Source organism: Paenibacillus sp. MAHUQ-63, from assembly GCF_028765165.1.
Classification (GTDB): Bacteria; Bacillota; Bacilli; order Paenibacillales; family NBRC-103111; genus Paenibacillus_E.
The window spans coordinates 23,840-44,228 of the sequence record NZ_JARADB010000014.1; the positions used below are offsets into that span (position 1 = coordinate 23,840).

Below are 20,389 nucleotides of genomic sequence, written 5' to 3' on the forward strand. Positions count from 1 at the left end.
CTTCGGATTAGGCAGGGTCAGTAACCGGGGCGCGAGACGATAAAGTGCGTTTTGCGGTTATAGAACGTATTGCCGACTTTGACGAAATGTTCCGTATAAATTTCGATATAGCCTATATCCTTATGCAAGTTTTGGTAGTATACTTGGACGGGAATACCGGCATCTATATGATCCTGGAAATGGTGATCGCTGATTAGTTGTTGTCCGTTGAGATACATATTCTCTGAATCACCCGCAGCTAGGTATTTGTTGGTTCATTGAAGTCACATATAGGTACACAATAACCTTAAAAAGCAGAATCCGCCAAGGATTTTTTAGTTTACGGCTAGGAGGAAATGGAAGAACATGAAATGTTTTATCGGACTGGGTAACCCGGGAAAACAATATGAATTAAACCGGCATAATGTCGGGTTTCTGGCTATTGATCGTTTCGCGGCGAAAATGGGGATAAGCTCGTTTCAGAATAAGGGCAAAGGGCTTCTCGCGGAAGGCAACGTGAACGGCACGAAAGTATTTCTGCTGAAGCCGATGACGTATATGAATCTCTCCGGCGAATCGATGAGAGCGGTGCTGGATTTCTACAAAATCAAGCTGGAGGACGTCGTCATTATCTATGACGATATGGATACGCCATACGGGCAGATCCGGCTTCGCTACCAAGGGAGTGCGGGCGGCCACAACGGCATTAAGTCCATCATTCAGCATGCCGGCACACAGAGCTTCAACCGCATCCGCGTAGGGGTAAACAGGCCGGCGCCCGGCTACAATATCGCCGATTATGTGTTATCCAATTTCACCAAGGATGAGATGAAGTCGCTGGAGGACGTGCTGGACTTGACGTGCGAAGCGATGCTGTCCTCGATGAACGAGCCTTTCGAGAAGACGATGGGTAAGTTTAACAAATAGGTCAGGCGCTGCCTTATTGTATGTGTGTCCCATTCAAAAATGTCCATGGCACATTCGGCTAATATCTCCGGAGAATGGCCATACTAGGATGTAATTGAATTGTCGAAGGAGGCATACATATATGATTAAGTACATTTGCAGACATTGTCACACGTTTGTCGGGGAAATCAATCAACATTCGATCACGGAGCAGCAATTGGGTTTCCATTTCTTGACCCCCGATGAGCGTAGAGATATAATATCGTATAACGCAAATGGAGACGTTACGGTCAGGGTCGTGTGCGACTACTGCCGCGAGGCGCTGGAGGCGAATCCGGAGCTGTCCTTGCTGGCCAGTCCCTTGCAGTAAAGTGATCTACCTGAAGTAAAATGATGATGAAGAGTTTATAGCCGAGGCAAGTGTGCCAAGGCTTCTTTTTGTGAGAGGAGTGTACTTGTTTGCAAGCTTTAATTCAGGCTTTTTCTGCGGATACCGACTTTCAAACGATCGTGTCAGGCATCAGGTCCGAGATGAAAGAGCAGCTCGTTGCCGGACTTACCGGCTCCTCCAAGCAAGTGATGATCGCAACTCTTGCGCGAGAGCTAACGCGCCCGCTATTCATTGTTACTCATAATATGTTTGCCGCTCAGAAGATAGCGGAGGATTTGCTAGAGTGTCTATCGGAAGACAACGTCCTGCTGTATCCGTCGCAAGAGGTTCTGACGGCGGAAGAAGCGGCCTCCAGTCCGGAAATGCTGGCGCATCGCATCGATGTGCTTACTAAGCTGGCTAGCGGCTACCGCGGTATTGTGATCGCGCCGTTCGCTGGGGTGCGAAGGCTGCTGCCGGTCAAACAAGTGTTCGAGGAATCGCGAATCACCGTACAAGTTGGGGATAACGTCAACTTGGAAGAGCTTCTCGGGTCCCTATCACTATTAGGCTACGAGCGTGTGGAGCGGGTCGAAACGAAAGGGGAAATGAGCGTTCGGGGCGGCATTCTCGATTTGTTTCCGCTGACGTCGGAGAACGCCATTCGAATCGAACTGTTTGACGTCGAGGTAGACTCTATTCGGACCTTCGATGTGAGTGACCAACGGTCAATAGATAAATTACAGTCCATAACGATCCCTCCTTGCCGCGAGATTCAAGCGGATAGAAAGCGATTACAATCGGCTGCGCAGGGCGCTTACGAACTGCTGCAGGTCCAGTTGGACAAAATGACCGACCGCTCGGCCAAAGACAAGCTGCTCGAAGGGATCGGACACGATATTGAGCTGCTCCGCGAAGGGCAGACGTTTCCCGGCATTTATAAATATATTTCGCTTTTATATACGGAAAGACAGACCCTCATGGACTACATGCCGAAGGATGCTGTGCTGATCATCGACGAACCGGCCCGCTTGCTGGAAACGGCGAAGCAGCTTGAGCGCGATGAGGCGGAGTGGATGATGCATGCGCTGACCGAGGGGAAGAGCTTGCCGGCTTTTGTGCTGTCCAAATCTTACGAAACTTTGCTGCACCGCAGACCGTTCCCGACGGTATACCTGTCGCTCTTCCTGCGCCAGGTCGTGGGGATTCAGCCGCAAAATATCGTGAACTTCGTCTCCCGGGCGATGCAGAACTTCCACGGACAGATGAATCTGCTCAAAGCGGAGATGGAACGCTGGAAGAAGAACGGCTCCAAGGTCATTCTGCTCGCAGGCGGCGAGGAGCGGGCTGAGCGCGTGAGACGCGTTCTGAACGACTACCAGATCGAGCTGCCGGAAATTGTCGACGGCAATTTGCAGACGGGGTTCGAGCTGCCTTCGATTCATCTGGTCGTCATTACGGAAGGCGAAATCTTCACGCAGAAGCAGCGGAAAGCCCGCAAGGTTGAGAAGAAGCTGGAAAATGCCGAGCGGATCAAGAGCTATCAGGAGCTCAAAATCGGCGATTACGTCGTTCATGTGAACCATGGCATCGGGAAATACGTCGGTATTGGTACGCTCGAAGTGGGCGGTATTCATAAAGACTATCTGCATATCATGTACGCCGGCGGCGATAAGCTGTCCGTACCGATTGATCAGATCGATCTCATTCAGAAGTACGTAGGCTCTGAAGAGAAGGAACCGAAGGTGTATAAGCTTGGCGGAGCCGATTGGGCCAGAGTGAAGAGCAAGGCCCGGGCGTCCGTGAAGGATATTGCCGACGAGTTGATCAAGCTTTACGCCGAACGTCAGGCGACGACAGGCTACGCGTTCAACAAAGACAGCTCGTATCAGAACGAGTTCGAGGCTATGTTCCCTTACGACGAGACAAGGGACCAGCTGAGAGCGATCGAGGAAATTAAGAACGACATGGAGAAGTCGCGTCCGATGGACCGCTTGCTCTGCGGCGACGTGGGCTACGGGAAGACCGAGGTGGCCGTTCGCGCGGCCTTCAAGGCGGCGATCGACGGGAAGCAGGTCGCTGTACTCGTGCCGACGACGATTCTGGCGCAGCAGCACTATGAGACTTTCCGCGAGCGTTTCTCCGGCTATCCGTTTAACGTCCGGGTGCTGAGCCGTTTCCGCTCCAAGAAAGAGCAGACGGAAGTTATGAAGGGCGTGAAGAAGGGGACGGTCGACGTCGTCATCGGTACGCACAGGCTGCTTTCCCAAGATGTGCAGTTCAAGGATCTTGGTCTGCTCATTGTCGATGAAGAGCAGCGTTTCGGCGTGTCGCATAAGGAGAAGCTGAAGCGTCTCAAGACGAATGTCGACGTGCTGACGTTGACGGCTACCCCGATTCCGCGGACGCTGCATATGTCCATGCTCGGGGTTCGCGATTTATCCGTTATCGAGACGCCTCCGGAGAACCGCTTCCCGGTTCAGACGTATGTGGTCGAGTATGGCCCGGCGCTCGTTAGAGAAGCGATTGAGCGGGAGCTGGCGCGTGAAGGCCAAGTGTACTATCTCTACAACCGGGTGCAGGGAATTACGCAAATCGCCGATCAGATCTCCATGATGATACCGGATGCCCGAGTAACCGTCGCGCACGGCCAGATGGGCGAGCAGGAGCTGGAGAAGACGATTCTCGACTTCCTTGATGGGGAATACGACGTTCTTGTGAGCACGAGCATTATCGAGACGGGTGTCGATATTCCGAATGTGAATACGTTAATCGTGCATGATGCGGACAAAATGGGACTCTCCCAGCTCTACCAGCTGCGCGGGCGCGTAGGCCGTTCCAATCGCGTAGCCTACGCCTACTTCACCTACCAGCGGGATAAAGTGCTGACCGAAGTGGCGGAGAAACGTCTGCAAGCGATTAAAGAGTTTACAGAACTTGGCTCAGGCTTTAAAATTGCGATGAGGGATTTGTCGATTCGCGGCGCAGGGAATCTGCTGGGTGCCGAGCAGCACGGCTTCATTGCTTCCGTCGGATTCGATCTTTATTCGCAGATGCTGGCAGAGGAAATTGCTAAGCTGAAGCTGGAAATAGATGGGGAAGCGGCCCAACCGGAACCGGAATGGAACACTTCCATCGACATACAACTGGATGCGTATCTGCCATCCGATTACATCTACGACAGCATGCAAAAAATCGAAATCTACAAAAAAGTGGCCGCTATCCGCACGTTGGAGGAGGCCGCAGATCTGCATGACGAGCTTGTTGACCGCTTCGGGGATCTGCCGCAGGCTGTGTTCAACCTGCTGTCCGTAGCCCGGTTGAAAGCGTACGGCTCGGAGTACCGGATTGAGTCGATCAGCCAAAAAGGGGATGATTACTTAATCAAGGTGCATATCGATCAGAATGGCAGGCTGGACGGACAGAAGCTCCTTAATCTGACCAAAGGCTTCGATAATCGCATCAAGCTGAATGCAGACCCGCAGCTGCATATCGCTATTCGCTGCAAAGGGTTGAAGCCAGAAGCTTCCATCGAGTTGGTGGAGAAATTCTTGGTACAATATAAGGATGTTCTGAAAACGAAAGGGGAATTAAAGGATGTTGCCAAATCATACTAGCAAACGACTTTTTTCGAAAAAATGGATATTAAGCATGGTGGCATTGCTGCTTGCATTTACGGTGCTGAGCGCTTGCGGCAAGAAGGAAGGCGAAGCGGCAGCTTCTCCTTCACCTTCTGCAGCAGCTGCAGGCAATGCGAGCGATGTAATCGCCACTTACAAAGAAGGCGGCAAAATTACGCGCGGCGAGTTCGATTCGTTCATCAACGTGAACAAAATGTTTTCCCCGCAGTTGGCGCAATTCATGGCAGATCCTGCTTTCCAGCAAGATATGTTGAAGCAAATGGTCACTTTCCGCGTATTGTCCGCGAAAGCCGACGATAAAGTGAAGGCGGATGCCGACAAGCAAGTCACCGAGCAAATGAAGGCGATCACGGATTACTTCGGCAAACAAGAAGGCGGAATGGACAAGCAGTTGAAGGACAATGGCATCGAGCTGAAGGATATCGAATCCCTGATGAAAATGAGCTTCTATACCATGGGCAGCATGGAAGGCAAAGTGACGGACAAAGAGGTTCAAGACTCCTACAACGAGCAAGCGGCGGCGCACGCTTTTGATATCGCGACGGTCAGCCACATTCTGATTTCCTTGAAAGATGCGGCGACACAGAAAGATCTGCGTACCAAAGACGAAGCATTGGCAAGAGCCAAAGAAGTCAAAGCGAAATTGGACGGCGGCGGCGATTTCGCGGCGCTTGCGAAAGAGTACTCTGACGATCCGGGTTCCAAAGATCAAGGCGGTACGTACAAAGATGCGGACATCAACCAGTGGGTGCCTGAATTCAAAGAAGCGGCGAGCACACTTCCGCTGAACAAGATTTCTGATCCGGTTGAATCCTCCTTCGGTTACCACGTGATGAAAGTGGAATCCAGAAGCACGAAGCAGCTGGACGATACGCTCAAGACGCAAATCAAATCCCAGCTCGCGGAGAAATCCCTCTCTGAGTTTGCGGAGAAAGAGTATCCGAATTTGATTGAGACGAATAATCTGCCTAAGCCGGAAGCGAGCCCTGCTCCTGCGGCAAGCCCTGCAGCTAGTCCTGCAGCGAGCCCGGCGGCGAAGTAAGAACTTACCAGGATGTCCGATTATGGACATCCTGTTTTTATTTGTTATTTTTGGACAACCTAATCGCAGCAGGGTGCAGAGCTACATAGAGAGTAAATTCCTCAGCAGGCGCGACTGCATAGAAGATTGGGAAGTGAAGAATACTATGGATAGAATTCAAGGTCCCACCAAAACCCCGATCTAGCATACAAGATAACATGCTCCTGTCGTATCTAATTCTTGAGCGGAAAGTGAGGCATCTAGAGGTATGAAGGCAACTGGAATTGTCCGTCGGATAGATGATTTAGGGAGAGTAGTTATTCCCAAGGAAATACGACGCACATTGCGAATTCGCGAGGGTGACCCTTTGGAAATCTTCGTGGATCGTGACGGTGAAGTGATTCTTAAGAAATACTCGCCGATAGGTGAGCTTGGCGATTTTGCCAAAGAATATGCCGAGTCGTTATACGAGAGTACCAATCATGTTGCTATGATTTCAGACCGAGACACAATTATTGCAATGGCGGGTGGGTCCAAGAAGGATTTCTTAGAAAAGTCTGTCGGGTCGATTATCGAATCCTGTATGGAGAACCGTAAACCGATTCTTGAAAGCAACACAGGCCAGTTTGAAATTATTAAGGATGCAAGTGAAACCTTCTCTTCTTTCGTAGCGGCTCCGATTGTGGCAGGAGGAGATCCGATCGGTGCGGTCATTCTCATCTCCAAAGACGAGAGTGTGAAGATGGGCAATATGGAAGTGAAAATGGTAGAAACAGCAGCAGGTTTTCTAGCGAAACAGATGGAACAATAGCGAATACGAAAACACAAAGGCTTCCTTACTGAGGTGACGATCATCTGTAAGCGAAGCTTTTTTTGTCTGCCATGGCGGATTTCGTTATAATACGTGTAGATAACAAGTTCTGGCAGAGGAGAAATGGGATGGGGGAAGAGCTCCAGCAGGAGGCAAGTAATCAGCAAGGTCGGAGCCAAGCACAAGGACATGTTCAGAGTGCTCCCAAGCTATTAAAAGGTGCCGCCGTACTCGGTGCCGCTGCCGTGCTCTCCAAGCTGCTTGGCACGCTGCAGAAGATTCCGCTGCAGAACGTAGCGGGAGATACGGCGTTCGGTATTTATAACGCGGTTTATCCGCTTTATATTTTAATTTTGTTCGCAGCTACGGCAGGGTTTCCGGTGGCGGTTTCCAAATTCGTGGCGGAGAGCGTCATTCACGGCAATCATCGCGAAGCAAGGCGTATCGCCCGCATCTCCGCGGCGGTGCTGCTCGGGTCTGGTGTTGTTATGTTCCTGCTGCTCTATGGAGGAGCGGGCCGGATAGCCGCATGGATTGGCATCGCCCAGACGGAGAAGGCAATCCGCAGCGTATCTTTCGCTTTGCTGCTGGCGCCTGTGCTGGCGGTGCTCCGCGGTTATTTCCAGGGGTATCACAACATGGTGCCGACCGCCGTCTCACAAGTGCTGGAGCAGCTCGTTCGTGTCATCACGATGGTTGCGCTGCTGCTATACTTGGCTGCGCTTGCTTACGATGAGGAATGGATTGCGGCCGGCGCGACATTCGGTTCAGTCACCGGGTCAGCCGCAGGACTGCTCGTGATGTACGTCTATTGGCGCAAAGCGAAGAAGCTGCGGCCTGGCTCGGGCCAAGAGGAGGACACAGGCGGGAAGTCTGCGTACGGGACGTCCTCCCGGCAGTGGGCCGTCAAGATTGCGGCTTACGCCATTCCAGTCTGCTTAGGTGCTATCGTCGTGCCGCTGCTGACGCTAGTCGACACGTTCACGATGCCGCGGCTGCTGGAAGCGTCGTATGGCGGCGAATGGGAGGCGATGCGCCAGTTCGGGTTATACAACCGGGGACTGCCGCTCGTCCAGCTGGTCGTGATGATCGCGTCCTCCATGTCGGCCGTGCTCGTTCCGGCGTTGGCGGATGCGAAGGCAAGAGGCCAGCTCGATGTCATGCGCTTCCGGGCGGAGATGGCGGTCAGGCTCTCTTGGCTGACCGGGCTGGGCGCCTCGTTCGGGTTAGCCTTGACTGCCGTACCGATCAACGTCATGTTCTACAAGAGCAGCGAGGCGAGCTTGACGATGGCTGTCTTGGCGTTCACCGCCTTATTCAGCACGCTGAACGCTGTCTCGGCCAGCGTGCTGCAGGGCGCCGGCGCCATTCATACGCCGGCGAAGGCCCTGCTCGTTGCCATCGTGCTGAAAGCACTCGGCAACGTGGCACTCATGCCCCGCTGGGGCATCGACGGCGCCGCGCTCAGCGCGGTGGTCGCTTACGCCGCTGCGGCGGGGCTGAATCTGGTGCAGCTGCGCCGCTGCACCGGAGCGCGCTTCGCGCTGCGGCCTTACGCCATCGCCCCCGCCATAGGCGTGGCGGCGATGTTAGGCGTCCTTGCAGCGCTGCAAGGGCTGGCCATGCCCGCTGCGGCGGCATGGCATGTCCCTGAGCGATTGAGCGCGAGCGCCATCGCTCTGGTTGGGGTAGCCGGCGGCGCGGCCGTCTACGGGCTGGCGCTGCTGCGCAGCGGCGGCATCAGCCGGGAGGAGCTGCGGCTGATGCCGGAGCTGGACCGGAAGCTGGGACCGGTCCTGGACAAGCTGGGGCCGGCTAGGCGTTCGGCCGGCCGGTAGGGCCGTTGCCGCGGCGTGATGATTACGATTCGCAGGCACATATTCAGGAGGTGTTGTATATATGTCAACCCATGCTACGATTACCGTTGTCGGGCTCGGAACGGGGGACGAGGACCAGCTTACGCTGGGTATTTGGAAGAAGCTGCAGAGCGCAGCGCAGTCGCAAGCCGTTGTATTTCTCCGGACGGTAGATCATCCGATGGTTCATATGCTGGAGAATAACGGAATTCCTTACCGAACCTTTGACGCGAATTATGTCGCCCACCAAAGCTTCGAAGAAGTGTATGAATCCATCGCCGAAGCGCTGATCCAATCCGCCATGGGCTCAACCGGCGAGGTGATCTATGCGGTGCCGGGTCATCCGATGGTAGCGGAGTATACCGTGCAGTTGCTGAAACAACGCTGTCCGGAGCAGGGCGTTACCCTGCAGATCATGGGGGGCGAGAGCTTCCTGGATCAAGCTTTCCTTAGATTCGGTTTCGATCCGATCGACGGTTTCCAACTGCTGGATGCGACGAGCCTTAGCCGCTACACGTTGAACCCTCAGCTACATACGATTATCGGACAAGTGTATGATACCTACACCGCATCGGATCTCAAAATCTCGCTCATGGAATCTTACCCGGACGAATACCGCGTGGTCGTGGGCCACTCTCTGGGCGTAGCCGGCGCGGAGCAAATCATCGAGGTGCCGCTGCATGAGCTGGATCATGTGAAGGGGTACGGCAATCTTTCGCTCGTATGGGTGCCGAAGAGTGAGCAGGACGAGGTCCGTTACCGGAGCTTTGGCCGCTTGCACGAAATCGTGCAAATTTTGCGCAGCCCCGAAGGCTGTCCGTGGGATCGCGAGCAGACGCATGCCAGCCTGCGCAAAAACCTCATCGAAGAAGCTTACGAGGTGCTCGAAACGATCGATGAGGACGACCCCGAACATATGTGCGAGGAGCTGGGAGATCTGCTGCTGCAGGTGATGCTGCACGCCCAGATGGAAGAGGAAATCGGCACGTTTACCGTCTATGACGTCATTGCTACGCTGAATGAGAAGCTGATTCGCCGCCACCCGCACGTATTCGGGGAGAATAAAGCGGAAGATGCGGATGAGGCGCTCGTGAATTGGAATGCCATGAAAGCGGAGGAGAAGCGGAAGAAAGGCATCGACGTGACGAAGCAATCCGTACTGGACGGCATTCCTCGGGAGCTGCCGGGACTTATGAAGGCGCTCAAGCTGCAGAAGAAAGCGGCAACCGTCGGCTTCGATTGGCCGGAGCTCGGCGAAGTGATGCAGAAGCTGGAGGAAGAGCTGGCGGAGCTGCGCGAGGCGATTGCGGATACGTCGGAAGATGCGGCCGCAGCCCGTCTCGGCGAGCTGGGAGATGTGTTGTTTTCTATGGTCAATGTTGCTAGATTCCTCAAAATCGATCCGGAGGAAGCTATCATGCGCACGAATCGAAAATTTATTCAAAGATTTTCGTATATTGAGGATCAGCTACGTTTAAAAGGGCTTTCTTTTGAACAAACTGGGTTATCAGAGATGGAAAAATATTGGCAGGAAGCAAAAAAAGTTACAAAACTTCACTAGACATAGAAGGAATTTGACGAAAAAAGAAGAATACTAAGTTTGGTGTAAGGTTGAATATGGAAATATGGCAAGCGGAGAGACTTTGAAACTGCATTCAAAGATCCCTATGTCGTATAGAAGACATGATCTTCAACTATTTTAGGAGGTAACCTATCTCATGAACAAAACAGATTTGATCAACAACATCGCAGAAAAAAGCGGCTTGACTAAGAAAGACGTAGAAGTAGTTCTTAACGGATTCCTTGGTGAAGTGACAGACGCTCTTTCATCCGGAGATAAAGTTCAATTGATCGGTTTCGGAACTTTCGAAACTCGCAAACGTTCCGGCCGTACGGGCCGCAACCCGCAAACGGGCAACCCGATCGTGATCGCGGAATCCAACGTTCCAGCTTTCAAAGCGGGCAACAAGCTTAAAGACGCTGTAAAATAATGCGGATCGACAAGTTTCTCAAAGTCTCTCGTCTGATTAAGCGCCGGACCGTGGCGAAGGATGTGTCCGATCAAGGGCGCGTCTGGATTAACGGCCGGGACGCCAAGGCAAGCACGCAGGTGAAAGTCGGCGACGAGCTGGCTATCCAATTCGGCCAGAAAAAGGTGACGATTCGCGTGGAGCTTCTATCGGAGTCGACCCGCAAGGAAGATGCGGCGAAGATGTACACCTTGCTGGGGGAAGAAGCTTATCAGTCGGAGTAAAACATGCACATATAGCTCAAGATTCCCGGATGAGGGGTCTTGGGCTATTTTTAGGTTCTAAAAGCGGACATCCTCCCATATCGTAATGATAGATGAAGGAGGGGTACAGGCCATGGTTGAACCCGTGAAAACGACGAACAAGCGGCAGGAAATTAAAATGCTGAATCGCAAGCTCTTGGAGATCTCCGGAGTTTTGAACGTAGAAAGCTTTGACAGTGAAGAGTTCCTCCTTGAAACGGAAATGGGTTACTTGATGATTAAAGGGCTGAATTTGCACATTAAGAATTTGAGCTTGGAGCAAGGGTTGGTCGCCATTGAAGGATTCATTCACGAATTAGCTTATGTGGACGGAAACACCCCGGAGAAATCCAAGGGGTTTCTCGGTAAGTTATTCAAGTGACGCTGAGCGTTCAGTTTCATACGATTTTCATGATGTTCGTCGGCGGGGTCGCCATCAGCGCGATGTTCGATGTGTTCCGCGTGCTGTCCGGCAAGCTGAAGCTGCCGCGGTGGACGATTCCGCTCGTCGATATAGTGTATTGGATTGTGGCGACAATCCTCGTGTTCCGTTTGCTCATTTACAGTAATGAAGGACAAGTTCGTGTCTTTATTTTTCTCGGCATGGGGATCGGCATCTGCTTTTATTTCGCTTTCCTCAGCACCTGGACGATACGTCTGACGCTCCTGATTATTCGAATTGTCATTGCGGTATATAAGTTTATTGCCAAAACTGTCGAAATTGTTATCTTTAAACCGATCATTGGCTTATATCGTCTAACTGTGATAATTTTGGGCTTTTTGCTTGCCGTAGCTATATTCCTTTACAGAATTGTGCTACAATTGCTGTATCCTTTGTGGAGACTACTCCTTTGGATGACTCGGCCTGCTCACAAATATTTCGTAATCCCTGCCTGGCTGAAGAAGCTGACGGACAAGGTGATTGCGGTCTACCGCAGGTTATTCTCAAAGTAGGAGGAATTCCTATTCATGCAGGCACAAGCAACCGCACCAAATAAGCGCAGCAGTAGTATAGGCTCAAAGCGAAGACTGCGTTTTCTCTTGATCTTTGTCCTATGTTTTATGAGTTGGGCTGCTGTTAACATTTGGGGGCAGTTCGCCAAGCTTCACGAGAAGAGAGATGCCGTCGCGAATATAGAGCAGCAGCTCGCCGATGCGAAGAAAGTCAAGGAGCAAACGCAGAAAGAAATCGCAAGGCTTCATAATGACGAATATTTGGATCAAATTATTCGCCGGGATTTTCACTATAGCAAACCGGGAGAGACGCCTTTAAGCGTATCGAAGCAATAACAAGCGGCTAATGCCGTGTTGACCGTGGTTTCAGCATCGGTTATAATCGGCGTAGCCAGTGTTTTCAACATTTTAAGGGAGGAACATTTTACTTTATGGCAATTGAAGTTGGCACCAAGTTAGAGGGTAGAGTGACGGGGATTACTCACTTTGGAGCATTCGTCGAGCTTGCTGAAGGAGTTACCGGTCTTGTTCACATTTCGGAGATCGCAGACAATTATGTGAAAGACGTTAATGACCATTTAAAGCTGGAAGACAAGGTATTGGTCAAAGTGATTAACGTGGACAAGGATGGCAAGATCGGACTGTCGATCAAGCAAGCGATTGACAAGCCAGTTGAGGAAAGACCAGCTCGTCCTGAACGTACAGGTGGCAGCAGCTATCAAGGACGCCCTAGCGGAGATCGTCCAGGCGGTTACCAAGGCAGCCGCCCAAGCAGTGGCGGAGATCGCAGTGGTCCTCCGAGCGGTGGTCCGGGTGGTGGCGGTCGTCCAGGCGGCGGCTTCAATCGAGGCGGTGGCGGCCGTGGCGGCTTTAACAAGCAGCAAGGCGGAGCTAGACCTGCTTCTTTCGAAGATAAAGTATCTCGGTTCCTTAAAGATAGTGAAGAGCGGATTTCGTCCTTGAAGAAGAACACTGAGTCCAAACGCGGTGGCCGGGGCGGAAGAAGAGACTAATAGATGATAATAAGAACCACATTCGCTTAGGCGGATGTGGTTTTTTTCGCTTTTGCTGCTTGGGTACCTGGTGTATGCTGAATTGTGCTGACGAAGCCGAAAGAATCGCGGCGCCATGAAACGGAAATACGATCCCTTATTTACTCCAAATGCGCCTCGTTAGCCCTCGAAGGGGAAATACGATCTTCTATTCTGCTGTTTTTGGCTGAACAGAGTGGCAGCGAATGTGAATAAGGCCCTGTATTTCCGCAAAGTCAGGAAAATCGGCTGAATCTGCTCAAATAGCGCACTCCATTTCCCTTTCGTTTACATTACCCGCATATTACAATTCATCGGACCGCCCATACGAATCGACAGGGTGTTACGGGTATCTCCCCCATCTGCATGGCGAAAGTTCGGGGCGATCAGACTTTTGGATACGCGCTCACCCGGAGAAAGCGAGGCGAGGCAAGGGTTGGCGCGTGCTGACACGGCCGGCGCGGCTTGTCGGAAATTTCTTTGAATCTATCAACTCATTCTGACAAACTTTCTGCTAGATTGTCTCTATACTAGAGAAACAAATAAGGGAAGAAATGGATGGTGTTCAAAACATGCAAAGACGAAGCTTAGGTGCGGTGATTGGTGGCGGAATGTCAGGATTGTGGCAAAGAACGAAAACAGGTGCACGCAGCGCAGCAGTGGAAAACCGGTTTGTTCAAGCCTTCGTGGCGAAGAAGTGGACGCTTCTGCTCATCGTAATGGCTTTCCTGCTCGGACGCGCAATGATTTTGGAACAGTTGTCCCCGTTTGCTCTTGCCTTTATAGCGGTTATTTATTTTACAAGAAGAGATATTCTGCATTGGGTTGGGGTTGCAGCGTTCGCCGGAAGCTTGCTGTCGCTAGGCGCCAACACCGGATATCTCGTGACAGAGATCATCGTATTCCTGCTCATTCAGAAAGCGCTGGAGAAGTTCGAGCGCTCCGATGTATCGTTGGCGCCGATTCTTGTGTTCAGCTCGACGTTTCTGGTTCAGCTCTTTGCCGAGCTGGTCGTATCGAACCTAACCTGGTATACGCTCATGATGCTCTCGGTGGAGGCGCTGCTCAGTCTGGTGCTGACACTGATTTTCATACAAGCTATTCCCGTCTTCACTCTTACCCGGAGAAACTATCATCTGAAACATGAAGAAATCATATGCTTAATTATTCTGCTGGCATCCGTTATGACAGGGACGGTGAGCTGGATCATGGGACCTGTCACGGTGGAGCACGTGCTCTCCCGTTACTTAATTCTGCTGTTTGCGCTAGTAGGCGGAGCCCCTTTCGGAGCTTCGGTTGGCGTCATCACAGGGCTAATCTTAAGCCTTGCGAATAGTAACGCCGTGTACCAGATGAGCTTGCTGGCCTTCTCTGGCATGTTAGCGGGCCTTCTTAAGGAGGGGAATCGGCTCGCCGTTGCCTTTGGGATGCTGCTCGGATCATCGATTCTATCGTTCTATATGGGAACGGGCGCCGATGTCATTAATTCAACCTGGGAGTCGCTCGCCGCCGTGACGCTGTTCCTGCTGACGCCGCGAAGTCTTATTCAAACATTGGCGAAATACGTGCCGGGCACGCAGGAGAATCTCAAGTCGCAGCAGGATTACGCGAAGCGGGTGCGCGATGTGACCGCCAGCCGGGTGGAACAGTTCTCGGAAGTGTTCCGCCAGTTGTCCCGCAGCTTCAAGCAATTAACGTCAGACGATGCGGTCAGCCGCAAGGAGGAGGAAGTCGGGCATTTCATGAATGCCGTTGCGCAGAAGGCGTGCGATTCTTGTTGGAAGAAGAGCCAATGTTGGGACCAAAAATTTTATCAAACGTATACCTATATGACGGATATGATGACCTCTATCGAATCGAAGGAGAATATGAGCAAGAAACACATACCGCCGGAATGGAAGAAGGTGTGCAACCGTACGGAACAAGTGCTCGATGTCATGAAGCACCAATATAGCTTGTATAAGAATGATTTGCACTGGAAAAAGCAGATTATGGACAGCCGTCAACTCGTGGCGGATCAGCTGTCCGGCGTATCGCAGGTGATGGAGGACCTGGCGAAAGAAATTAAGCGGGAAGGGCAGGAATTGTTCCTTCAAGAAGAGCAAATCCGTCATGCGCTGGAGGAACTGGGCTTATCCATTCACAGCATCGACATCATCTCCTTGGACGAAGGAAATATTGAAATTGAAATAATCCATCAATATACGAAGGGATTTGATGAATGCCGCAAAATCATTGCGCCGCTGCTGAGTGAAATTATTGGCGAGAATGTCGCCGTGATGCGAGAGGAGATGCATGAGCGCGGCGAGGGCTACAGCACGGTCGTGTTCGGCTCCGCCAAGGAATACGTAGTGGAAACCGGCGTCGCCGGTGCAGCGAAAGGAGGCGACATTTTCTCCGGCGACAGCTATTCGACCGTAGAGCTGGGCAATGGCAAGTACGCCGTTGCGCTGAGCGACGGCATGGGCAATGGCGAGCGGGCGCGGGCTGAGAGCCAGACCGCCCTGAACATTCTGCAGCAGCTGCTGCAGTCGGGTATGGACGAGAAGCTCGCGATCAAGTCGCTGAATTCGGTTTTGATGCTGCGCTCCTCCGATGAAATGTACGCAACGGTGGATATGGCTTTGATCGATATGTACAACGCCAACACCACGTTCATGAAAATCGGCTCGACCCCGAGCTTTATTAAACGCGGAAATGAGGTGATCCCGATCTCCGCCAACAATTTGCCGGTAGGCATCTTGAACGAGATCGATGTGGATCTGGTTTCGATTGCCCTTCAACCAGGCGATATCCTCGTCATGATGACCGACGGCATTTATGATGCGCCAGGGCATGCCGTGAATAAGGAGATGTGGATGAAGCGGATGATCCACGAAATCGACACGACCCTGCCGCAGGAGTTCGCGGACTGCTTGTTGGAGCGTATTTTCCGCCATCATCATGGCGAAATTCAAGACGATATGACGGTGCTCGTCGCGCGCGTTGAGAAACGGCAGCCCGAGTGGGCTACGTTCCGCTGGCCGGGAATTACGCGGATGGAGCGTCCGAAGACCGTCAGCTAGCCAGGAAAGTGAAGCCGTAACAGCTCATTTGCTGTTGCGGCTTTCGCTGTGAACTTGAAGATGAGAAGGTGAAGAAAGGCGGTACGGCATGTTCAGGAAAATGCTTTCCCTCATATGCATCGTTCTTGGTGCCTTGATTTTTCTATATCCGACCCTGAATGATCGGTATGAGAGTTATCAGCAGCAGAAGATTATGAACCAGTGGCAGGAAAGTTTGCAAATCATGGATCAGATTTCGGATGAGGAGCGTGAGACGGTATTACCTGCAGGCACAGATCCAACGATAGAGAACGTAGAGACTGCTGAGGCAGCCCACGCCGCAGAGGCGGTGAATTCAGCGGACGCTGTTGTGCCAAGTCCGCAGGCAGCTTTGCCTAGCGATAAGCCGGTTAAGCCTGTGGTCATGCAAGCTGCAGCGAAGCCGACACCAATGCCCAAGAACGTTGAGGGCGTGCTGAAGATCGAGAAAATTAATTTGAAACTACCGATACTGACGGATGCAACCGTCAAGAATTTGAAAGTTTCCGTCGCGAGTATAGCCAATACGGGGAAACCGGGCGAGGTTGGCAACTATGCGATTGCCGGCCATCGAAATTTGACGTACGGGAAAAACTTCAATAGGTTGGATGAGGTCGAAGCGGGAGACGTCATCGAAGTAGAGACCGGCAGCAAACAGTTTGTATACATCGTGGAAGAGAAGCAATATGTCCTGCCCACGGACATTTCAGTCCTGAAAGGAAATGGCACAGACAAGGAGATTACGCTAATTACCTGCCATCCGATGGATAATCCGACGCATCGATTAATAATTAAAGGGAAGATTGTAGAATCATCGGACTAATGAGAAATAGGGACCCTAGGGGTCCTGTTACGCCGTATACAATACAAAATGTATCTGTCATTATTAAAAATGATACAATTTGTATTGTATATTTTCGGTTATTTTGATACATTTTGTTTCATAGACTATAAAGATATTTGTTTATTTCAGATTCACACACTCAATAGGAACGGAGGGAATTATGAACATGTTGAAGAAGGAAATGAAAGTTTTGCTAGTTATTCTGTTAGTCTTCATGCAGTGCCTGTATGCAGTTGGTCTCTCGACCAAAGCCAGCGCTACCGCAATCTCCGATAATATCTTGGACAGCGTAACCATGGCTGTCTACGATAGTTCGGGACAAGTCGTGACCGGGAACGTATATGAACAAGGCGCCAGAGTGAGGCTGGACTACACCTGGTCTTTGCCGGACGGTCATAGTTACCGCTCAGGCGACACCTATCTGTTTACTCTGCCGGAGCAATTTCTGTTGTACAATAGCGTGAGCGGTATATTGAGCGCCGGTGACGATCAGGTTGGAACCTTTCAGGTTGATAAGGATAGCCGCAAAGTTACCATTACATTTAATAATTTTATTGAGAACCATGATAATGTGAGAGGTACCCTTACTTTCAATACCCAATTCAACAAAAGCCAAATAAAAGGCAGCACGACGCAGATTATCAAAATTCCGGTTCAATCCGGAGAACAGGTGTTTACGATCGTCTTCAGGCCGGATGTTCCTTCTACCATTAGCAAATCCGGAACGGCCGAGGGCTTTAATACGAAGCGAATCGATTGGACCGTCGACGTCAATAAATCGCTAGACGTCATTCAGCAGGCGATCGTTACGGATCCTCTCCCTGACGGGTTGGCCGCCCCGGTCACCGTTGCCGTTTATCAACTGGATGTGCAGTTGGATGGCACGACGACGCTGGGTACGCTGCTCGACAGCAGCCAATATACGATCAATACGGCTGGAGGGGGACTTTCGGTACGATTCGCGGATAATCCGATAACGACTGCCTACCGGATTCAATTTGCGACTCCCATTACGGATACTTCCAAAACGTCGTTTGTGAATACCGCTACTCTGGCCGGAAGCAACAAGGCGCCGGTTCAAGCAACTGCAACAGTTGCCGTCCAGCATGGCAGCGAGCTTGATAAAATCACAACTGACTATACAACAGGAACCCAGACCATAGGTTGGGCAATCAAATACAATTATAACGAAGCCAACATCGCACAGTCGGCCGCTTGGCTGTCGGACCTGTTCAATGAATCCCAGGAACTCGTTGCAGGCTCCATGCAAGTCTATCCCGTTACATTGTCTGCTTCCGGCAGCGAGGTGCTGGGCAGCCCGCTGTCAGACGCAGAGTATACGGTAACTCCGCAAACGGCTGCGGGCAAAAAAGGATTCAAGCTGCAGTTCCTTCATGATATTTCGCAGGCGTACAAAATAGTATATAAGACTAAGTCGAGCAATCCCGTTCTGGACAATGGTTCCGTCACCAACACCGTGACGTCGGGCGGCGGAAGCAGTGACACGGCTGTAAGGCCCATCACGCAGGTGGCGATTGTCAAAAGCGACGGGCATGTCGATTATAATACCAAGATCGTTGAATGGAATATTGCGATCAACGGGGACAGCCAGCAAATGAGCCACGTGATTGTAACGGATACGTTCCCGTATAAGGGCATGCGTCTGCTTCCCGAAACCTTCGTCATTAAACAAGGCACAGGGACACTAGACCCGTCTGAATATACATTAGACAGTACGGTAGCTCCTGAGGATGGCTTCCTCGTCAGGTTCAATCATCTGCTAACCGGACCGGTGACCATCAATTACAAAACATCGTTTAATTTGGATTGGATTCAACCTGCAGGCAGCAGAACCGACTTCCTGAATTCGGCCCAAATCGCCTGGTTGGATCGTGCGGAGGAAGAACAAAGCAAGACAGTGACGGATATTTTCAATCCAAGGAATGAAGTCAAGAACAACGGGTTCAAGAACGGCGCTTACAACCCGGTGACCAAACAGCTTACCTGGATCGTCGGTGTGAACTACAATAGTAAACCGATCCAACAGGCCATCGTGGAAGATCTGCTGGAGTCCAACCAGAAGCTCGTCGAAGGCTCGCTTGCCGTTCACAACATGGTTATCGCCGCGAACGGCAATCAGTCCGTAGGCACAGCTATCGACCCTGCCGCTTATGAGTATCAGGTGGATGCGTCCAATAAGCTTATAGTGACATTTAAGCAAGCGATTGACGGGCCCTATTCCATCGTCTTCAAAACAAGTCTGGACGGACAGTTAATTAACGGTTCCGTGAAAAATACGGCGAAGCTGTTCGATGGGAACTCGCCTGTATCGAATGATCTGACCGGAACGGTTCCGATCCCGCACGGGGGCGAGTACGTGACCAAGAAAGGGCTGCAGAGCGGAGATAAGATAAACTGGACCGTTACGATCAACCAAGGGCAGTCCACTCTGAACGACGCCGCCATCATCGATACGCCGACGGAGAATCAGGTCTTGCTGCTCGATACGTTCCATTTGTATAAAACGACGGTTGCTATAAATGGGGATATTACCAAAGGGGCGGAATTAACGAAGGGGGTCGACTATACGCTAGTTGTCGATACCACGGCCAAAGGCAAGCAAACCTTCCGCCTGAAGTTCGTAAATCCCATTCATTCCGCCTATATCTTGGAGTACCAATCGCTCATCGCTGCCAATGATAAAGACACCGTATCCAATCAAGTCAGCTTGACCGGCAACAATACAACGACGGTAACCAAGGAGACGGTTGAGGACATTATTGTCGGCGTTTCCAGCGGCTCCGGTACCGGCAGCGGAGTGAGGGGCTCGCTTTCCGTGAAGAAGGTGGATGCGTCGAATAACACGGTACTGCTTAGCGGAGCTACGTTTGACTTGTACCGGAAGGCCGGCCAGACGCGCGACAAGGTGGGCACCATGGCCACGAATGCAAGCGGGATCGCCCAATTCGCCGGCCTGTTGAAGGGTGACTATATCGTGAAGGAAAGCACGGCGCCTGCCGGGTATGAGCTCAATACCAGGGAGTATCCGGTTGCCCTTGGTTCCGGTGAGAATGTAACGATAACCGTCACCAATACCAAGTCTACCGAGCCGCCGGAGCCGACCAATACGCCAGGACCGACCAATACGCCAAGGCCAACCGAGCCGCCGGGGTCTGACACCTCGGATGATGGTCCGGACCCGACGCCAAGCGCTTCGGTAACGCCGGTGCCGAGCGGGACGCCTGCTCCTTCCGCCTCACCGAGCCCGAGTCCAGGCACAAGCGCGAAACCGAGTCCAAGCCCAAGTCCGAGTCCGGGGCTGACACCATCGCCATCGCCATCGACCGGACCGGTTCCTTCCGTCAGCCCTAACCCGACGGATCCGAACCCTCCGGCGGTGGATCATTCGCCAGGCAACCAGCCGGAGACGCTTCCGGTGACGGGCGAATCCAGTCATACTGCGGTGAAAATCGCCGGACTGGCGCTTATTGTTTTGGGCTTCATTTTAAGAAGAAGATGGCGTAGAAATTGAAATTGACCCTAAGCCTTAACAGCTCATTTGCTGTTAGGGCTTTTTTGTCCGCTTCCTATGATTAGAGCCTCTCGAAAATGGAAAAACTA

17 protein-coding genes are annotated in these 20,389 nt (G+C 51.8%); 16 read left to right on the forward strand and 1 reads right to left on the reverse strand.

The genetic code is table 11. The features are described 5' to 3' along the window. Nucleotides 1-17 precede the first annotated feature (17 nt). On the reverse strand, nucleotides 18-218 hold the full coding sequence (locus PUT07_RS33645; RefSeq protein WP_274473194.1) for a hypothetical protein: 201 nt from the start codon (nucleotides 216-218) through the stop codon (nucleotides 18-20). A gap of 127 nt (nucleotides 219-345) precedes the next feature. Here PUT07_RS33645 and pth point away from each other — a divergent pair, with 127 nt between their 5' ends. From pth to PUT07_RS33725, 16 genes are all read left to right on the forward strand, one after another. After that, nucleotides 346-906, forward strand: a complete 561-nt coding sequence (gene pth / locus PUT07_RS33650) for an aminoacyl-tRNA hydrolase (protein WP_274473195.1) — start codon at nucleotides 346-348, stop codon at nucleotides 904-906. A 121-nt stretch (nucleotides 907-1,027) separates the two neighbouring features. Further along, nucleotides 1,028-1,255, forward strand: coding sequence for an anti-sigma-F factor Fin family protein (locus tag PUT07_RS33655; RefSeq protein WP_274473196.1), 228 nt, complete (start codon nucleotides 1,028-1,030; stop codon nucleotides 1,253-1,255). A gap of 89 nt (nucleotides 1,256-1,344) precedes the next feature. After that, nucleotides 1,345-4,872: a transcription-repair coupling factor gene (gene mfd, locus PUT07_RS33660; protein ID WP_274473197.1), complete on the forward strand. Its 3,528-nt coding sequence runs from the start codon at nucleotides 1,345-1,347 to the stop codon at nucleotides 4,870-4,872. A gap of 34 nt (nucleotides 4,873-4,906) precedes the next feature. Beyond that, a complete protein-coding gene (locus tag PUT07_RS33665) occupies nucleotides 4,907-5,938 on the forward strand; it encodes a peptidylprolyl isomerase (RefSeq protein ID WP_274473198.1) in 1,032 nt (343 codons plus the stop codon). A 247-nt stretch (nucleotides 5,939-6,185) separates the two neighbouring features. Next, nucleotides 6,186-6,728 (forward strand): stage V sporulation protein T, encoded by a 543-nt coding sequence (gene spoVT / locus PUT07_RS33670; protein ID WP_274473199.1) that lies wholly within the window; start codon nucleotides 6,186-6,188, stop codon nucleotides 6,726-6,728. Nucleotides 6,729-6,856: 128 nt separating this feature from the next. Continuing rightward, complete coding sequence (locus PUT07_RS33675; protein WP_274473200.1) at nucleotides 6,857-8,566, forward strand: putative polysaccharide biosynthesis protein; 1,710 nt, start codon at nucleotides 6,857-6,859, stop codon at nucleotides 8,564-8,566. Between the two features lie 61 nt (nucleotides 8,567-8,627). Next, nucleotides 8,628-10,145 carry a nucleoside triphosphate pyrophosphohydrolase gene (mazG, locus tag PUT07_RS33680; RefSeq protein WP_274473201.1) on the forward strand — a complete coding sequence of 506 codons (1,518 nt, stop codon included), beginning with the start codon at nucleotides 8,628-8,630 and terminating at the stop codon, nucleotides 10,143-10,145. A 157-nt stretch (nucleotides 10,146-10,302) separates the two neighbouring features. After that, nucleotides 10,303-10,575, forward strand: a complete 273-nt coding sequence (locus tag PUT07_RS33685; protein WP_029197991.1) for an HU family DNA-binding protein — start codon at nucleotides 10,303-10,305, stop codon at nucleotides 10,573-10,575. Continuing rightward, the gene (locus PUT07_RS33690) at nucleotides 10,575-10,838 is read left to right on the forward strand and encodes an RNA-binding S4 domain-containing protein (RefSeq protein ID WP_274473204.1); all 264 of its coding nucleotides are present in this window, start codon (nucleotides 10,575-10,577) and stop codon (nucleotides 10,836-10,838) included. Before PUT07_RS33685 ends, PUT07_RS33690 begins: the two co-directional genes overlap by 1 nt. Nucleotides 10,839-10,950: 112 nt before the next feature. Next, entirely contained in the window at nucleotides 10,951-11,238 is a 288-nt protein-coding gene (gene yabP, locus PUT07_RS33695) for a sporulation protein YabP (protein WP_274473206.1), read from the forward strand. Then, nucleotides 11,235-11,810, forward strand: coding sequence for a spore cortex biosynthesis protein YabQ (gene yabQ / locus PUT07_RS33700; protein ID WP_274473207.1), 576 nt, complete (start codon nucleotides 11,235-11,237; stop codon nucleotides 11,808-11,810). The genes yabP and yabQ overlap by 4 nt, the downstream gene beginning before the upstream one ends. A gap of 15 nt (nucleotides 11,811-11,825) precedes the next feature. Further along, nucleotides 11,826-12,146 carry an FtsB family cell division protein gene (locus PUT07_RS33705; protein WP_274473208.1) on the forward strand — a complete coding sequence of 107 codons (321 nt, stop codon included), beginning with the start codon at nucleotides 11,826-11,828 and terminating at the stop codon, nucleotides 12,144-12,146. Between the two features lie 95 nt (nucleotides 12,147-12,241). Then, complete coding sequence (locus PUT07_RS33710; RefSeq protein WP_274473209.1) at nucleotides 12,242-12,823, forward strand: S1 domain-containing RNA-binding protein; 582 nt, start codon at nucleotides 12,242-12,244, stop codon at nucleotides 12,821-12,823. A gap of 590 nt (nucleotides 12,824-13,413) precedes the next feature. After that, nucleotides 13,414-15,906, forward strand: a complete 2,493-nt coding sequence (gene spoIIE / locus PUT07_RS33715; protein ID WP_274473210.1) for a stage II sporulation protein E — start codon at nucleotides 13,414-13,416, stop codon at nucleotides 15,904-15,906. 88 nt (nucleotides 15,907-15,994) lie between these two features. Then, nucleotides 15,995-16,747, forward strand: coding sequence for a class D sortase (locus PUT07_RS33720; RefSeq protein ID WP_274473211.1), 753 nt, complete (start codon nucleotides 15,995-15,997; stop codon nucleotides 16,745-16,747). A gap of 181 nt (nucleotides 16,748-16,928) precedes the next feature. Beyond that, entirely contained in the window at nucleotides 16,929-20,300 is a 3,372-nt protein-coding gene (locus PUT07_RS33725) for a collagen binding domain-containing protein (RefSeq protein WP_274473212.1), read from the forward strand. Nucleotides 20,301-20,389: the final 89 nt, after the last annotated feature.

Excerpts from the sequence above, each read along its gene's own strand:
- spoVT (WP_274473199.1), top strand. The coding sequence starts at position 6,186 with ATGAAGGCAACTGGAATTGTCCGTCGGATAGATGATTTAGGGAGAGTA.
- pth (WP_274473195.1), top strand. The coding sequence starts at position 346 with ATGAAATGTTTTATCGGACTGGGTAACCCGGGAAAACAATATGAATTA.
- PUT07_RS33655 (WP_274473196.1), top strand. The coding sequence starts at position 1,028 with ATGATTAAGTACATTTGCAGACATTGTCACACGTTTGTCGGGGAAATC.
- PUT07_RS33675 (WP_274473200.1), top strand. The coding sequence starts at position 6,857 with ATGGGGGAAGAGCTCCAGCAGGAGGCAAGTAATCAGCAAGGTCGGAGC.
- PUT07_RS33725 (WP_274473212.1), top strand. The coding sequence starts at position 16,929 with ATGAACATGTTGAAGAAGGAAATGAAAGTTTTGCTAGTTATTCTGTTA.
- yabP (WP_274473206.1), top strand. The coding sequence starts at position 10,951 with ATGGTTGAACCCGTGAAAACGACGAACAAGCGGCAGGAAATTAAAATG.
- PUT07_RS33720 (WP_274473211.1), top strand. The coding sequence starts at position 15,995 with ATGTTCAGGAAAATGCTTTCCCTCATATGCATCGTTCTTGGTGCCTTG.
- spoIIE (WP_274473210.1), top strand. The coding sequence starts at position 13,414 with ATGCAAAGACGAAGCTTAGGTGCGGTGATTGGTGGCGGAATGTCAGGA.
- PUT07_RS33685 (WP_029197991.1), top strand. The coding sequence starts at position 10,303 with ATGAACAAAACAGATTTGATCAACAACATCGCAGAAAAAAGCGGCTTG.
- PUT07_RS33710 (WP_274473209.1), top strand. The coding sequence starts at position 12,242 with ATGGCAATTGAAGTTGGCACCAAGTTAGAGGGTAGAGTGACGGGGATT.
- PUT07_RS33705 (WP_274473208.1), top strand. The coding sequence starts at position 11,826 with ATGCAGGCACAAGCAACCGCACCAAATAAGCGCAGCAGTAGTATAGGC.
- mazG (WP_274473201.1), top strand. The coding sequence starts at position 8,628 with ATGTCAACCCATGCTACGATTACCGTTGTCGGGCTCGGAACGGGGGAC.
- PUT07_RS33690 (WP_274473204.1), top strand. The coding sequence starts at position 10,575 with ATGCGGATCGACAAGTTTCTCAAAGTCTCTCGTCTGATTAAGCGCCGG.
- PUT07_RS33665 (WP_274473198.1), top strand. The coding sequence starts at position 4,907 with ATGGTGGCATTGCTGCTTGCATTTACGGTGCTGAGCGCTTGCGGCAAG.
- PUT07_RS33645 (WP_274473194.1), bottom strand. The coding sequence starts at position 218 with ATGTATCTCAACGGACAACAACTAATCAGCGATCACCATTTCCAGGAT.